This is a genomic window from Actinomadura keratinilytica, from assembly GCF_039539665.1.
In the GTDB taxonomy this organism is placed as follows: Bacteria; Actinomycetota; Actinomycetes; order Streptosporangiales; family Streptosporangiaceae; genus Spirillospora; species Spirillospora keratinilytica.
This window is the reverse complement of the sequence record NZ_BAABDO010000028.1, coordinates 24,650-39,878: the sequence shown is the minus strand read 5'-3', so window position 1 is coordinate 39,878 and position 15,229 is coordinate 24,650. Positions and strand designations below refer to the sequence as shown.

The 15,229-nt window shown below is 73.8% G+C and carries 14 protein-coding genes; 4 read left to right on the top strand and 10 right to left on the bottom strand.

Going from position 1 to position 15,229, the window contains the following annotated elements:
• Positions 1 to 44 precede the first annotated feature (44 nt).
• A complete protein-coding gene (locus ABD879_RS12385) occupies positions 45 to 464 on the bottom strand; it encodes a DUF3151 domain-containing protein (protein WP_345020731.1) in 420 nt (139 codons plus the stop codon).
• 71 nt (positions 465 to 535) lie between these two features.
• Positions 536 to 1,453, bottom strand: coding sequence for an SDR family oxidoreductase (locus ABD879_RS12380; RefSeq protein WP_345020729.1), 918 nt, complete (start codon positions 1,451 to 1,453; stop codon positions 536 to 538).
• A gap of 177 nt (positions 1,454 to 1,630) precedes the next feature.
• Between ABD879_RS12380 and ABD879_RS12375 the strand changes: the two genes are divergently transcribed.
• Entirely contained in the window at positions 1,631 to 2,536 is a 906-nt protein-coding gene (locus ABD879_RS12375; RefSeq protein ID WP_345020727.1) for a LysR family transcriptional regulator, read from the top strand.
• A 315-nt stretch (positions 2,537 to 2,851) separates the two neighbouring features.
• Here the strand turns inward: ABD879_RS12375 and ABD879_RS12370 are convergent, their stop codons facing one another.
• From ABD879_RS12370 to fbaA, 3 genes are all read right to left on the bottom strand, one after another.
• Entirely contained in the window at positions 2,852 to 3,376 is a 525-nt protein-coding gene (locus ABD879_RS12370; protein WP_345020725.1) for a GNAT family N-acetyltransferase, read from the bottom strand.
• A gap of 49 nt (positions 3,377 to 3,425) precedes the next feature.
• On the bottom strand, positions 3,426 to 3,872 hold the full coding sequence (locus ABD879_RS12365) for a winged helix-turn-helix transcriptional regulator (protein ID WP_345020723.1): 447 nt from the start codon (positions 3,870 to 3,872) through the stop codon (positions 3,426 to 3,428).
• A 77-nt stretch (positions 3,873 to 3,949) separates the two neighbouring features.
• Positions 3,950 to 4,972 carry a class II fructose-bisphosphate aldolase gene (fbaA, locus tag ABD879_RS12360; protein ID WP_345020721.1) on the bottom strand — a complete coding sequence of 341 codons (1,023 nt, stop codon included), beginning with the start codon at positions 4,970 to 4,972 and terminating at the stop codon, positions 3,950 to 3,952.
• A gap of 338 nt (positions 4,973 to 5,310) precedes the next feature.
• Here fbaA and ABD879_RS12355 point away from each other — a divergent pair, with 338 nt between their 5' ends.
• Together ABD879_RS12355 and ABD879_RS12350 are read left to right on the top strand one after the other, a co-directional pair.
• Positions 5,311 to 6,030: a DedA family protein gene (locus ABD879_RS12355; RefSeq protein ID WP_345020719.1), complete on the top strand. Its 720-nt coding sequence runs from the start codon at positions 5,311 to 5,313 to the stop codon at positions 6,028 to 6,030.
• A 72-nt stretch (positions 6,031 to 6,102) separates the two neighbouring features.
• Positions 6,103 to 6,513, top strand: coding sequence for a hypothetical protein (locus tag ABD879_RS12350; RefSeq protein WP_345020783.1), 411 nt, complete (start codon positions 6,103 to 6,105; stop codon positions 6,511 to 6,513).
• A gap of 82 nt (positions 6,514 to 6,595) precedes the next feature.
• Here ABD879_RS12350 and pyrE read toward each other — a convergent pair whose 3' ends face one another.
• Positions 6,596 to 7,132 carry an orotate phosphoribosyltransferase gene (pyrE, locus tag ABD879_RS12345; RefSeq protein WP_345020717.1) on the bottom strand — a complete coding sequence of 179 codons (537 nt, stop codon included), beginning with the start codon at positions 7,130 to 7,132 and terminating at the stop codon, positions 6,596 to 6,598.
• Between the two features lie 98 nt (positions 7,133 to 7,230).
• Between pyrE and ABD879_RS12340 the strand changes: the two genes are divergently transcribed.
• Complete coding sequence (locus ABD879_RS12340; protein WP_345020715.1) at positions 7,231 to 7,731, top strand: hypothetical protein; 501 nt, start codon at positions 7,231 to 7,233, stop codon at positions 7,729 to 7,731.
• A 4-nt stretch (positions 7,732 to 7,735) separates the two neighbouring features.
• Here the strand turns inward: ABD879_RS12340 and ABD879_RS12335 are convergent, their stop codons facing one another.
• From ABD879_RS12335 to ABD879_RS12320, 4 genes are all read right to left on the bottom strand, one after another.
• Positions 7,736 to 8,416 carry a tetratricopeptide repeat protein gene (locus ABD879_RS12335; RefSeq protein ID WP_345020713.1) on the bottom strand — a complete coding sequence of 227 codons (681 nt, stop codon included), beginning with the start codon at positions 8,414 to 8,416 and terminating at the stop codon, positions 7,736 to 7,738.
• A gap of 96 nt (positions 8,417 to 8,512) precedes the next feature.
• Positions 8,513 to 10,234, bottom strand: coding sequence for an NYN domain-containing protein (locus tag ABD879_RS12330; protein ID WP_345020710.1), 1,722 nt, complete (start codon positions 10,232 to 10,234; stop codon positions 8,513 to 8,515).
• 369 nt (positions 10,235 to 10,603) lie between these two features.
• Positions 10,604 to 13,057: a sigma-70 family RNA polymerase sigma factor gene (locus ABD879_RS12325; protein ID WP_345020708.1), complete on the bottom strand. Its 2,454-nt coding sequence runs from the start codon at positions 13,055 to 13,057 to the stop codon at positions 10,604 to 10,606.
• A gap of 523 nt (positions 13,058 to 13,580) precedes the next feature.
• Positions 13,581 to 15,203, bottom strand: coding sequence for an alkaline phosphatase D family protein (locus tag ABD879_RS12320; RefSeq protein ID WP_451916740.1), 1,623 nt, complete (start codon positions 15,201 to 15,203; stop codon positions 13,581 to 13,583).
• Between the last annotated feature and the right edge of the window lie 26 nt (positions 15,204 to 15,229).

Genomic DNA, 15,229 nt, shown 5'->3' with positions numbered 1-15,229 from the left:
GAAGGGGCGGCCCATCGCGGATGCGGCGCCCGGGGCCGGTGAGGTCAGGAGGTCAGCGCCTTGGCGGCGGTCTCGCTGCTGTCGCGCAGAAAGGTCCGGCACCGCTCGGCCTCGTCCTCCTCGCCGATGGCCGCGGCGGCCCGGCCGAGGGCGTGCAGGGCCCGCAGGAACCCGCGGTTGCCCTCGTGCTCCCACGGGATGGGCCCGTGGCCCTTCCACCCGGCCCGGCGGAGCTGGTCGAGGCCGCGGTGGTAGCCGGTGCGGGCGAACGCGTAGGAGTCGATGACGCCGCCCCGCGCGAAGGCGCGGTCGGCGAGCTCGGCCCACACGGCGGGGTAGTCCGGGTGGCGGGCGGCGACCTCGAACGGGTCGACGCCGCTCTCCAGCGCCTCGCGAGCAGCGGGGTTGTCCGGAAGGTGGGTGGGGGGCGGTCCGCCGAGCAGGTTCTGGGTCATGCGGCTCATCGTAAGTGTTACCAGCTCACCCGAATCAACTCGGCCTCCGGGGGCGGCCCGCGGGCCGCCCCCGGAGGGGCTCACTCGGCGAAGTAGTGCCCTTCGTCGAGATCGGCGATGAGCCCGGGATGCTCGGGCCGCCAGTCGAACAGCTTGCGGGTCCGCTCGCTGGACGCCCGGACGTCCCTGGAGAAGTACAAGGCGAGGAAGCCGAAGTGCTCGTCGGCCGCCTCCCGGGGCACGGAGGCCACCGGCACGTCCAGGCCCCGTCCGATGGCCTCGGCGATCTCCCGGACCGGCACGCCCTCCTCGGCGACCGCGTGCAGCCGCGTCCCGGCGGGCGCCCCTTCCACGGCCAGCCGGAACAGGTGCGCGGCGTCGAACCGGTGCACGGCGGCCCAGCGGTTGGCCCCGTCGCCCGGGTAACCCGACACGCCCCGCTCCCGCGCGATGCGGATGAGCTGCGGGACGAAGCCGTGGTCGCCCCTGCCGTGCACCGTCGGCGGGAGCCGGACCGCCGAGGCGCGCACGCCGCGCTCGGCGAACGGCAGCGCGGTCTGCTCCGAGACCCGGGGCAGATCGCGGCCGAAGGCGGTGTCCTCCGTCAGGACGCCGGCGTCCGGGTCGCCCACGGTCCCCGAGCTGACGACGAGCGGCCGGCCGGATCCCGCGAGGGCCTCGCCCATCGCCTCGATGGCGAGCCGGTCCTTCTCGGCGGCCGCCGCGTAGACGGCGAGCTGGTCGGTCTCGCCGGCCGCGTCTTCGGCGAAGTCGTGGACGAAGGCGGTGTGGACGACACCGTCGCAGGCGGCCGCGCCGGCGCGCAGGCCGTCGAGGTCGTCGAGGTCACCGCGGTGCACCTCGGCCCCCGCGGCCTCGACCGCCGCGGCGGACCGGTCCGAACGGGCGAGACCGAGCACCTGGTGCCCCGCCTCCAGCAGTTCCCTGACGACGGCGCTGCCGATGAAACCGGACGCGCCCGTGACGAAAACACGCATGATCGAACTCCATTGGCACAGGAAGTGGGAACCGGCCCGGATGCGGCACTCGCGAGCGGTGCCGGGCCGGTGCCTCCACCTTGCGGCGCCGCGCCGCTGCCCGTCCAATGACTGTTTCGCAAGGCGCGATACGCCGGGCGTATCACCGCAGCTCAGAGGGTGGCTACGCTACAGGGCATGCCATCGCCCCCGGTCGATCTCGATCTGCGCCTGGTGCGGTGCTTCACCGTCGTCGCCGAACACCGGCACTTCGGCCGCGCCGCCGAGGCCCTCCACGTCACCCAGCCGTCCCTGAGCCGCCAGATCCGCCGCCTCGAACAGCAGATGGGCGCCCGCCTGCTGGACCGCACGCCCCAGGGCACCCGGCTCACCGAGGCCGGCCAGGTGTTCCTCCCGCTGGCCGAGGAGCTGCTGCGCGCGGCCGCCAAGGCCGCGGCCCGCACCCGCGCCGCCGCCCGGCCCAGCCGCATCACCATCGGCTACACGTCGGGCATCATCGTCACCCCGGCCGTGCGGGAGCTGCGCCACCGCCACCCGGACGCCGACGTCCGCACCATGCACCTGCGCTGGAACGAACACCGCCAAGCCCTGCTCGACCACCGCGTGGACGCGGTGGTGACCCGGCTGCCGTTCCCCACCGACCGGCTGCACGTGACGGTCCTGTACGACGAGCCCCGGGTGGTCCTCGTCCCGCTGGACCACCGCCTGGCGGGCAAGGAGTCCGTCACGCTGGACGACATCGCCGACGAACCCCTGCCCCGGGTGCGCGACTCGGACGCCGCCTGGACCGCCTTCTGGCGCCTCGAACCGCGCCCCGACGGCCGCCCGGCCCCCGATGGCCCGATCATCGACGACGTCGAGGACAAGATCGAGATCGTGGCCGCCGGCGAGGCCGTGGCCATCTCCGTGGACTCCCGCGCCCACAGCCTCCGCCCCGACCTGGTCGCGATCCCCCTGGAGGGCGTGGAGCCCAGCCACGTCGTCCTCGCCACCCGCGCCGACGACCGCGGCCGTCTGGTGGCCGCCTTCCGCAAGTACGCCCGATCCCACCTGACCGCCCCCGTCCAACCCCGCGATCGATAACTCCATGCCGCTGTCGCGTCGACCACCGGGAACACCGGACCGCCGCCCCGCACCGACCGGCGAACCGGCTTGGAGCACCGGGGGCGGCGCGGTTGCGGGCCTGTCGGTGATCAGCACTGGCGGCCCGTCGCCGGGTCAGCGGCGCCACCGGGAGCGTCCGCCGCGGTGCCGGCGCCATGGCCGCCGGTTCTGTGGGCCCCCTCGACGTGCTTTGCCCCTTCGGGAGGGCTTTCAGGGGATCTGGCCGGTGCGCATGACCGCGGCAGGTCGAGGATCTCGGGCTGGACGCCGGGTACAGCGCGGTCTGCCGGGGCCTCAGGAGGGGGCCAGGGGGAGGTGGAAGCGGGCCGTGTTGCCGTCCCAGACGGGGCGGGCGGCGGGCCACATGGTGCGCAGGGCGGCCAGGGCCTCCCCGTTCTCCAGAAGCAGGTCGGCGCGGAAGGCGGTGATGCGGCGGCGCAAGGCCAGGTCGCCGAGGCAGGTGACCAGGATGCGGGCCAGGCCCTTGCGCTGCCAGGCGTCGGCCACCAGGACGGCCAGGTCGGCGCGGCAGGGGCGGGCGGTGTCGCGGATGTACTCGGCGACGCCGATCAGCTCGCCGTCCAGGACGGCGACGATCGCCTCGCGGTCCCAGTGGTCGAGGGTGCGCAGGGAGCGGACGTAGCCGTCGGGCAGGTGCGGGACGCCGGCGAAGAAGCGGTGGTAGAGGCTGCGGCGGGACAGCCGCCGGGACATGCGCAGCAGGCGCTGTTCGTCGTGGGCGCCGTACGGGCGGATGCGTACGTCGTCCACACTGGCCGAACGCGTGAAGCGGGGGCTGGCCACCGCGAGTTGTGTCATACAACTTATTGGACTGCGGTCAGGTTGCTTCACGCAACTCGCGAAGCGGTCAGGCGCCCGGGCCGGGACGGCCCTCGACGTCGTTCGGGCCGAGTGCGGCGCCGCAGGCGTCGCAGGTGAGGCGGGCGGTCAGCCTGCCGCCGCAGCCGCGGTGGGTGATGAGGGCGGGCGGGCCGGCGGGGGCGTAGTGGCGGTCGCCCCACAGCAGCAGGCTCATCACCGCGGGCCACAGCTCGACGCCCTTGCGGGTGAGCCGGTACTCGAAACGGTCGGGGCGCTCCTGGTAGCGGACGCGGCGCAGCACGCCCTCCGCGCACAGCCGGGTGAGCCGGTCGGTGAGGACGTTGCGGGCGACGCCGAGGGCGTCCTGGAAGTCGTCGAAGCGGCGCACGCCCTGGAAGGCGCTGCGGACGATCAGCAGCGTCCAGCGGTCGCCCACCACCTCCAGCGCGCGGGCCACCGAGCAGTTCTGCGATTCGTAGGTGCGGGGCAGCACGCTCCCAGCGTAAGACGTTGCGTGACGCAACGGACACCCGGGCGGCGCGGCGCCGCCCGGGGGTCCGACAGAAGGCGTTACTTGATCTTCTTGCCGGCCGACATCAGGTGCTCGCAGGCCTCGACCACCCGCTTGGCCATGCTCTCCTCGGCGGCCTTGCCGTAGGACCGCGGGTCGTACTTCTTCTTGTTGCCGACCTCGCCGTCCACCTTCAGCACGCCGTCGTAGTTGGTGAACATGTGCGCGGCGATCGGGCGGGTGAAGGCGTACTGGGTGTCGGTGTCGATGTTCATCTTGACGACGCCGTACGACACCGCCTGCCGGATCTCCTCCAGGCTGGACCCCGAGCCGCCGTGGAACACCAGGTCGAACGGCTTCTCCTTGCCGTACTTGGCGCCCACCGCGTCCTGGATCTCCTTGAGCACCTCCGGACGCAGCTTGACGTGCCCGGGCTTGTAGACGCCGTGCACGTTGCCGAACGTGGCGGCCAGGATGTAGCGGCCCTTCTCGCCCAGCCCGACGGCCTCGGCGGTCGCCAGGGCGTCCTCGGGCGTGGTGTAGAGCTTCTCGTTGATCTCGCCGACGATGCCGTCCTCCTCACCGCCGACGACGCCGATCTCCATCTCCATGATCACGCGGGCCTTGGCGCACTCCTCCACCAGCTCGGCGGCGATGGCCAGGTTCTCGTCCAGCGGGACGGCCGACCCGTCCCACATGTGCGACTGGAACAGCGGCTCCTGGCCGCGCGCCACCCGCTCCTGGGAGATCTTGACCAGCGGACGCATGAAGCCGTCCAGCTTCTCCTTCGGGCAGTGGTCGGTGTGCAGCGCGATGTTGACGGGGTACTTCTCGGCGACCACCCGGGCGTACTCGGCCAGGGCGGTGGCGCCGACGACCATGTCCTTGACCGTCGCACCCGACAGGTACTCGGCGCCCCCCGTCGACACCTGGATGATTCCGTCGCTCTCCGCCTCGGCGAAGCCGCGCAGCGCCGCGTTCAGCGTCTGGCTGGAGGTCACGTTGATCGCGGGGTAGGCGAAACCGTCCTGCTTGGCACGGTCGAGCATCTCCGCGTAGACCTCTGGGGTCGCGATGGGCATGGTGAGCGTCCTTTCTCACGCGATGGTGCCGCCGGGCATCCGGCCGTGTGGACCGCGTCGCAGGCTGGGCCCCTACAACGGAAAGGCCGGGCGTGACGCGTCGGCCACCGTGCCGAGTCTCCGCCCGGTCCGCGGACCGACGGGCGCCACAGCAGTCAGTATCTCGAATTTTCCCGGTCGGGCCAGCGGTGGGGTCCACCCGGGATGTCTCCGGGCGCCGCGCACCGCCGCCGCGCCGGGGATATGCCCCGTGATCTGCGGAAACAACAGTGCCGCCGAAGGGGGACAGACGAGTGGTGTTTACAGTGCGCCTACGGAGCGGCAGATAGTCTCGGTCCGTGGATCTGGCGCTCATCACCTCCGACATCACCGAATGGCTGCACCCCACGGCCTGGCTGCAGCTGTTCGGCACCTTCGCGACGATCGGCGTGCTCGCCGTCATCTTCGCCGAGACCGGGCTGCTCGTCGGGTGCCTGCTGCCGGGAGACTCGCTGCTGTTCACGGCGGGGATCCTGACCGTGGTCACCGAGGTCGACGGCCAGCGGTTCCAGCCGCTGTCGCTGACCTGGCTGCTGGTCGGCGGGCCGATCGCCGCGATCGCCGGCGCCCAGCTCGGGCACTGGCTCGGCGCCCGGTACGGCCGGCGGCTGTTCGACCGCCCCGACTCCAGGCTGTTCCGCCGGGAGTGGGTGGAGAAGGCCGAGTACTACTTCAACCGGTTCGGCCCGGCGCGCGCGGTGGTGCTGGCCAGGTTCATCCCCATCGTGCGGACCTTCCTCAACCCGCTGGCCGGGATGCTGGCCATGCCGACCCGCCGGTTCCTGCTCTGGAACGCCGTGGGCGCCGTGCTGTGGACCGAGGCCATGTTCCTGGCGGGCCACTGCCTCGGCACCAGCGTCCCGGACATCGAGCGGTACATCCTGCCGGGCGTGGCCGTCATCCTGGTGCTGTCGGTCATCCCGATCATCCTGGAGATACGGCGGGGACGGGGACACGGAGCGAATAAGAACGGCTCTGAAGAGTCACGTCCGTCGCTCAGCAGTGACACTTATCGCTAACCTCCCCATGTGGGACGTCATCGGTCGGACCCTCGGGGTCTTGCGCGCATACTGATCGCGGCCGTGGCCGTGATGCTGGCATTAGCGCTTCTCGTCGTCGGCGGGGTCGCGCTGGTGAACGCGCTGAACTCCGACAGCCAGGGCGGCCCCCCGGAAGCGGCCGTCACGGCCGACAGCGCCGGCACGCCCGGCACCGAGGAACCCGCCCCCACCAGCAGCGCCACGTCGCGGAGCGCCTCCGCCACGCCCCTGGTCATCCGGGTCGTCGGAGCGCCCACCAAAGTGGTCGTGACGATGCCCGAGACCGGCGAGGTGCTGCAGCAGGGCGTGCTCAACACCGGCGAGGAACGCCAGTACGACAAGGCTCCCCTGCAGGTGGTGGCGGCGGACGGCGGTGCCGTCGAGGTGCTCATCTACGGCCGTCAGCAGCCCCGCGCGACGGCCGGGGAGCGGAAGAACTGGTTCGTGCCCGCCAGGGGTTGACCCTCGCCCGGGAGGTGAGCAGCGTCGCGGACGGCGCCCGGTGCGTCCGGGCGCCGTCCGCCGTGCACGCCTGCGCCCGTCCTCAGGAGACGCCCAGATCGGCCAGGACGAACGGGTGGCGGTACTCCAGCCCCTCGGCGGCGATGGCCGCGGCGGCGCCGCGCTCGACGATCGTGGCGACGGCGACGACCTCCGCGCCCGCCTCGCGCAGCGCCCGCACGGCCGTCAGCACCGAGTTGCCGGTGGTGGAGGTGTCCTCCACGGCCAGCACGCGGCGGCCCGCCACGTCCGGGCCCTCGATGCGGCGCTGCAGGCCGTGCGCCTTGCCCTGCTTGCGGACCACGAACGCGTCCAGCTCGCGGCCGCGCGCCGCGGCGGCGTGCAGCATGGCCGCGGCCACCGGGTCGGCGCCGAGCGTGAGCCCGCCGACGGCGTCGTAGTCCAGGTCGGCGGTCACGTCCAGCATGACGCGGCCGACCAGCGGCGCCACCCGGCCGGACAGGGTGATCCGGCGCAGGTCCACGTACCAGGACGCGCGCTGCCCGGACGACAGCACGAAGTCGCCGTGCACGACGGCCCGGTCCTTGATCTCTTTCAGCAGGTCATCACGATCGCTCACAGCCCCCCACCCTATTGGTGCCGTTCCGTGCCCTCATGAGCGCGCCGTCCCCTGTAGCGTTGCGGGGAGCCCGCCACAAGGCCGTGGGAGGTGGAGCGATGACGCCGGGGACGCTCGTGCTGCTGCACACCCCGCACGCCACCGCCGGCATATGGGGCGACCTGCCCGAGACGCTGCGCTCGTACGGGCTGGACGTGGTCGCCCCCGACGTCCAGGGCGAGGACGGCCCCCGCTACGTGGCGCGGGCGTCGCTCATCATCGCCGCGACGGCGCCGTCCCCGCCGCTGGTGCTGGCCGGGCACGGCGCGGCGGGCCCGCTGCTGCCGGGCGTGGCGCTGGCGCAGCGGGCCGCGCACCGCAAGATCGGCGGGTACGTCTTCGTCGACGCCGACCTGCCGCGTCCGCAGGCGCACGCGCACGGCGTGCCGATGCCGCCCGACTGGCCGGAGGCGCCGTGCGGCTACCTGCGCACCCGGTCGGCGCGCGGCGAGCACGACCGGGCGATGCGCGAGGCTCGGCTGCGCGGCTGGACCGTCATGGAGCAGGCACCGCCCGCCGGGGTCGCGCAGGCCCTCGGCGAGCTGATCGCCGCGCTGTGAGCGCTCAGGTGCTGTTGTCCTTCAGCAGGTCGTCCAGGAGGGCGTCGTAGTCGTCCTCGGCGCGGCCGAGGTCGATGCGGGCGCGGTAGCGCAGCCGCAGCAGGGCCTCCAGGCTGTCCTCGGCGATGGCCACGTCCTCGGGGCCGGGCTCGTCGCCGGTCCGGTCGGGCGCCGTGCCGGCGGCGACGGCCTTGCCCGCGGTCGCCGCCTCGGAGCCCGCGCCCATGCCGGTGCCGACCGCCCGGTCGCGCAGCGCGAGCACCACGTCGACGCCCCTGGTGGCCCACTCGTGCGCCCCCGCGGCGTCGCCCTGGGCGTACAGCACCTCCGCGACCGCCCGGTAGACCTCCGGGTCGCGCGGGTCGTCGGCGCGGATCTCCTCGACCAGCTTGCGGGCCTCGTCGGCGCGGCCCAGCTCGAACAGCGCGTCGGCCAGGTAGGCGCGCGGGTCGCCGTAGGTCTCGCCGCCGTCCTCGATGGCCATCCGGTAGGACTCGGCCGCCTTGTCGTGACGGCCCGCGTGCTGCCACTGCTCCCCCGCCCGCAGCAGCACCTTGGCGCGTGACACCCCGCCCGACACCGATTCGGCGAGCTCGGCGAGCCGCCGCGCCGCGCTGATGTGGTCGCCCGTGCGCAGGGTGTCGAACTCCAGGTCGTCGAGATCGTCTTCCGTCACATGGGTCACGCTTCAACGCTACCCGTCACTCGGCGAACGAAGCGGGTGAATCAAGGATGATCGTGAGTTATCTACATGTTCGGCGAAGGATTCCGCCGGGACGGCTCAGCGGCGGGAGCGTTCGAGGGCGTCCCAGAAGCCGCGGCGCAGCGCGTGCCGGACCTCGTCGTGCAGCAGGAAGTCGATCGGCAGCGAGGAGCCCTGCAGCAGGCGGGCCTCCAGGTCGGAGGGCATGCGCGGCTTGCGGGCCAGCACCGCCTCCAGCCACAGCGCGGGCGCGTCGCGGGCGACCGACTCGCCGAAGTCCTGGCCCTCCTGGTGCGCCGCCTTCACCGCGTCGGCCAGGGTGGGCGTGTTCTGCTGGACGGCGGGCACCGGCGAAACCTGCTGCGGGCCGGTGTACGGGCCGACCGGCTGGGACGGCCCGGTCGTCTGCCCGGCCGAGGGCGACGGGACGTATTGCGGGCCGGTGGTGTTCTGCGGGGCCGTGGTCTGCGCGGTGGGGGCGGGTGCGGCCGGCGCCGGCTGCAGGGGCCCGGTGGTGGACGGCGGCGGCGTGCCCGGGACGGACCCGGGGGTGTAGCCGCCCGCTCCCGTGCCGAGGTCGGAACCCGAGCCGAGGCCGGACGCCGTCCCGGACGAGCCCAGGCCGGAGCCCGAGCCGATGCCGGAGGCCCCCGGTTCGGCCGAGCCGATGCCCGAGCCCACCCCGGACGCCGAGCCGATGCCGGAGGACGAGTCGAGCCCGGAGGCGGAGCCGATGCCCGACCCCGGGCCGAGCGCCGGCGGACCCGAACCGCTGTCGGAGCCCCCGGGTTTGGCCGAGCCGATCCCCGAGCCGATGCCCGACCCCATCCCGGACGTCGAGCCGCCGCCCGCGCCGATGCCGGACGACGACCCGATGCCGGACGAGGACCCGAGGGACGGCGAACCGATGGGGGACGACGAGCCCACCCCCGACGAGCCCACCCCCGACGAGCCCGCTCCGGACGAGCCCATGCCGGAGGACGAGCCGAGACCGTAACCGCCCGACGACGACCCCGATCCGCTGCCGGAACCCGAGCCCACCCCTGACGACGGCCCTGACGACGGCCCTGACGACGGCCCTGACGACGACCCCGACGACGGGCCGGTCAGCTGCGGCGGCCCGGTGAGCGGCGTGGCGGGCGGCGGACCGCCGGGCGAGACGCTCTGCAGCGGGCCGAGCGCGCCGCCCGCGCCCGAGCCGGTGCCGTGCCCGTTGGACAGCGGCCCGGCGGGCAGGCCCGGCGAGCCCGTGCCCGACTCCACGCCCGCCAGCAGGTTGACGTAGGGGCGCAGCTGCCCGGCGGCCAGCTCGATGAGGTCGTCGCACTCCTGGCGCAGCACCCGCGAGATGGTCCAGTTGCCGTCGACCGCCACGTGCACCACGGTCACCCGGACGCCGAGGTCCTGGGCGTCCGCGACGACCTGGGCGAGATCCTCGTCACCGCTGACGATCACCGCGTCGGCCAGCGCGCCGTTGCGGGCCAGCGTCATCAGGTCGCGGTGGATCTCGGTGTCGACGCCCTCGCGGCGGCCGGGGCGGATGCGGCCGAGGCGCAGCTTGAGCCCGGGCAGGTCGGCCAGCGCCTCGTGCTCGGGGGAGCGGCGGCCCTCGACCGTCGCCTCGTACCAGTAGCAGCGCAGCAGCGGCAGGCCGGTGCGCTCGCGGGCGAGGCCGCCCAGCAGCTGCAGCAGGCCGCCGAAGTCCCAGGAAACGGTCTCCCGATGGCGTGTGCCGTGCACCGCCATGGCGCCGTCCGCCAGCAGATAGCCGGCGTCCACGAACAGCGCGCAGCGATCCATGCGGCACCGCCTTTCCTCAACTCGGGACCTCTCCGGTGACCCACGGTCAGGTTGTTCGGGGTGACCATCTCGGATGGCCGCCCTTCCTGCTCGCCCGGACGTGAGCCGCGGAAATGACCCGGCGTCTATAGCGTAGTGAAGGCCGCTGGCCACGTAAGCCCATACGGCGATTCGCCACTCTTTCACGACAGGTGGTCGGGCGCGAGCCCGCGCGGCGGCGAATCCGGCGGTCGGCCACCCCACCCGGCTTTCGCGGACGGTCAGCGCGGGACGCTACCAGCCGTTCCGGTCTGTCCATAATGCATCCCCATGATCTTTACGGGGAGAATCGGCTTCCCGGTTCAGCCGTGGGGTGTCGGAAACCAGAAGTTAACCGGGGAAGGGCGCGGCGAGGGTCAGGACACCCGGCAGGCAGGCGTCCCGCCCGGTGGCGAACGTCACCGTCCCGGTCCGACGGAGAAACGCCGGGAAGACATCGACATCTATCCCGAAGGCCAGCCCCGGGCCGAGCGCGCCGTCCGCGGAGCCGTCCAGGACGTTCCGGGGATCCCGGTCGCCCGAGGCGGGGACGAGCGGGCGTCCGTCCAGCAGCAGCCGGTCGCCCGGCAGGTCCGCGTCGCCCTCCCAGGCCACCGCGCCGACGCGGCCGGGCCGCCCGGCGGTGAACAGCCCGCCCACCGGCGTGTCGAGCCGCCGCGGGCCCGGGCCGAGCACCGGGGCCCGGCCCGTCCCCAGCGTGTCGAGCACCATGGCCTGCCGGCGCGGCGCGTCCGGGGAGGCTACGACCACCACCAGCGCCCACCCCGCGTACCGCGCCGCACCCGTGCGCAGCGGCGGGTCGGCGCCCCACCACACGCCGCCGCCGTACCGCCGCACGAGCGGGGTGACGTCGGCGAACGCCTGGTACACCGGACGGGTCGGCAGCCGTCCGCGGCTCACCTCGGCGGCGCGGACCGTCCGGTACGACCCGCCCGGCGGCCGCAGCCGGAGGGTGACCGGCCCGTCGGCGCGCACCGTGGCCGACCAGTACAGCCCGGCCCACAGCACCCGCGACCGCCCGGGCAGCCGCACCCGGGCCGCGCTCGACGCCTTCGTGGCGGGTGAGCCGTCCCGGTCCAGGCGGCGCATCCGCCACCGGTCGTTGTCGCGGCGGTCGCCCTCGCGGCGCAGTGCGCGGCGGCAGCCGGGGTGGGAGTGGTCGCAGGTGAGCAGCGCGTTGCCCGCGTGGACGACGCTCAATCCGCCGTCGGCGGCGAAACGGGCGGGCAGTCCGTCGCGCATGACGCCGTACGGGGCGCTGGCCGTGGCGGCGTCGCCGCTGTGCGAGGACGACACCGTGACCGCGGGCGGCGTGCCGTGGGGCGCGGCCGGGGCCACATCGACGTGCAGGTAAGCGGACGTGACGGCGCCTGGGCGCAGTGGCGCGCGGGTGCAGCGCAGCCGGTCTTCGCGCGGACGGCAGTGCCAGCCGTCACCGGGCGGGTGCCGCTCTGTGAACAGCGCCGCCTCACGTCCGGCCGGGCCGCCCGCGTACGTCACGCCGGGCGGCAGGGCGACCTCGGCGACCAGGCCCCCGGAGAGGCCGGCGCCGTCGTTGCCGACCGATATCGCGACGATGCCCCGCTGGCCGCGCACCAGGGCGCCGACCGTTGCGATGCTCGCCGTCAGCCGTGCCGGAGGCCGCGTGACCGGGGGTTTCACCGAGGACGGCGGCGCGGGCGCGGAAGGACGTGACGACGGCGTGCCTCCGGGCGCCGGCGGGTCGGCCGCGGGCGGCGGCTGGGCGGCGGGCGGCGGCTGGGCGGGCGGCTTCGGATCTTGCGCCTTACTGGGCATAGCGGACGAAGGAGACCGGGCGGGCAGCCCGGGGGCCGGCCGGATCGGTGTGCTCCCCGACATCAGCGCCGGCACGAGCCCGACCAGCGCCGCCAGGACCGCCGCCCCGCCGCCGAGCGTCTTCCACCGCTTCCTCAGCCGCCGCAACCGGCCGAGGACACCGCCGAACACCGACCCGCCCTTGGCGGCGCCGATGTACGCGGCGGTCGCCGTGCCCAGGACCAGCGGGCCGATGACATCGCGCAGCGCCGAGTTGATGGCGGTCATCTCCGCGTAGATCGCCTTGCAGCGCTCGCAGCCGTCCAGGTGGCGCCCGACGGGACGCGACTCGCGCCGCGACAGGCCGCCGCGCACGTACGGGCCCAGCTTGTCCAGCGTCGCGCGGCACTCCTCGTCCACCGGGGCTGCGGGCGCGCCGAGGAGGTGCATCTGCAGGTACGCCTGGCGCAGCCCCTCCCGCGCCCGGTACGCCAGCGCCGCCACCCCGTTGGGGGTGAGACCGAGCAGCGGCGCCACCTCGGCCGGCTTGGCGCCCTCCACCTCGGTGTGCCACAGCACCGTCTGCCACCGCTCGGGCAGCGACCGGAACGCCCGCACGATCATCGAGCGCTCCAGCCCCTCCAGCGCCGGATCGACGAACGGGACGCCCGGGTCGTACGACTCGATCTGGTCGGTGGACTGCAGCCGCCGCTCGCCCCGGTACCGGTCGTAGACGGTGCGGCGGACCGCCGTGAGCAGGTACGGGCGGAACCCCGAGCTGGGCCCGCCGCCCCGGCGCAGCACGTCCAGGACCTTGGCGAAGGCGTCCTGCACGACGTCCTCGGCGGCGTCGGCGCCGATCAGGTGCCGCGCCAGGGTCCGGGCGGCGGCCAGGTGCCGCTCGTACAGCTGCGCGTAGGCCGACAAGTCCCCGGCGCGGATGCGCGAGATCAGGGCCGCGTCGCTCGCCTCCGTCGCGGCGGGCTCCGGCGACGCGGCATCGCTCACGACAACCTCCCGGGCCGATCGAGGCGGCCCCCGCCCGGGCCGCTCCGGTTCACCGAACACTTATCGTGACTTCACAGACACGTAAAGTCGCGCAAGATGATTCCGCAAACCGCGTCATGGCCCAACGGTTTCGCCGTCTGTGTCGGTGAACCCCGGACCCGAGCTCGCGGGATGCAAGGCCGACCGCGTGTCGCGGCGGGGTGAACTGCTCGACGGCGAATCAGGCGGAAGTGGGGCGATCGACGTCGCACCGATCAGCGTCCAACCGGTCAGCGTCGCACCGGTCAAGGGAGGCCGCCCGCCCCGTTCCCGCGGGGCGGGCACTTTCCGGGGCCGCAGAAGGTTGACGGTCCGGGGTCCGGGGCCGCGGCGGACGGAAAGGCCGCGGCCGTCCCGTGACCGCGCAGGCGCCATCGTGTCGTCGGTGCCCCGACGAGGGGGCGGGGCAGGCGCCGATGGCCCGGTGGGAGGCGTCCGTCCCGTCGGAGGGGGCGGGACGGACGCAGCCCCCGCGGCGCCGCGGTCAGCCCGTGAGCTGCACGTCGCGCAGCTCGGACAGCTCGGTCTCGGTGCGGGGCGTGCGCCAGCGCACCCGGCACTCCCGGCCCGACAGCTGCACCGTCGCGATCGCGTTGTCGAACCACGGCCCCTCGGTGACGCGCCACCGCAGCGGCGGCGGGGCGACCCTGGCCAGCCGCGCCAGCAGCCGGAACGCCCACGCCGTGCCCGGCACGGCGGCGACCTTGTTGGCCCATCGGATCGTGCCGTGCAGCTGGTTGCGGAACGGCGAGCACACCACCTGCGAGATCGTCGACCGGGTGTCCGGGGAGGTGACCCGCGCCAGGTAGGAGTAGTGCACGTCGCCGGACAGGAACGAGATGCTCGCCGGGGCGGCGCCGCGCTCGCCGCGCGCCACCGCGAGCACGTCCTCGGCCACCAGTCGGAACGAGGCGTTGAACGCGGCCCAGTGCTCCAGGTCGGCCGCCTGCCGCATCCGCTCGGCGATCCACGCGCCCTTCTGCCCCCAGGCGCCCTCGGCCATCGCCTCGTTCCAGTTCTCGGCGTTGTGGATGGTCCGCGGCAGCAGGTACGGCAGCGAGCTGGCGATCAGCAGGTGGTCGCGGTCGCCCTGGCACTGCTCGTCCAGCCAGCGGAACTCCTCGTCGTCCAGCATGCCGCGGCGCTCGGAGGTCAGCAGCCGGGAGCAGCGGCTGTCCACGACGATCAGGCGGGTGCCGCCCCAGTCGTGCTTGTAGCTCCAGCGCGCGGACGCCGGGTCGCGGTCGGCCCGGTCGGCGAACTCGTCCAGGATCTCGCCGCCGTCGCCGCCGTTCTCGGACGCCGCCAGCACCGCCTTGTACACCAGGTCGGCCGCGCGCTCCTCCGGCGACAGGTTGCCCAGGTGCTGGTAGATCCAGTACGAGCCGATGCCGCCGATGATCCGGTCGCGCCACCACGGCGTGGCCTCCATCTGCTGCCGCCACGCGTAGGAGGTGTTCCAGTCGTCCCGGATGTCGTGGTCGTCGAAGACCGTGTAGGTGGGGACGGTGGACAGCAGCCAGCGCACGGCCGGGTCCTCGCGCCACGCCAGCCGGTACAGGTAGGTGTAGTCCTCGAACTCGGCCAGCTCGTCGTAGGGCTCCTGGCCGGGCTTGCGGCGCTGCGCGATGAACGCGCGCATCTCGTCGCTCAGCTCGTCGGCGTACACCTGGTCGCCGACCATCAGCAGCACGTCGGGCCGCTCGCCGCCGCTCGCCATGACGTGCCCGTAGGCCGACAGCGCGTCCAGCCCGTGCCGGTTGGCCTTGTCAGGGGAGCGGCGGCACGACCCGAACGCGATCTTCAGGGTTTCGGGTTCGCGCGCCATCGTGCGGATGACGCTCGGCGGGTACGTGGACCGGGGCTCCGGCCACACCGTCTCGCCGTCGAGCGTCACCTCGTACGGCACCGTCGTGCCGGGCTCCAGGTTGTCGACGTCGACGAGTGCGTAGTGGTGCCCGTGCAGGGTGAACGTCCGCGCTGCGGCGTCCACGCCGCGTTCCCGTGACAGGACGCGCACTTCGCAGGGGGCGTCGGTCTCCACCCAGACGGTGGCGCTCCGTTCGCTCACGTGCCTGAGCAGGGGCCCGAGTACCAAGGCGGTCATAGTCGGCTCTCTATCGAACGGGGGAT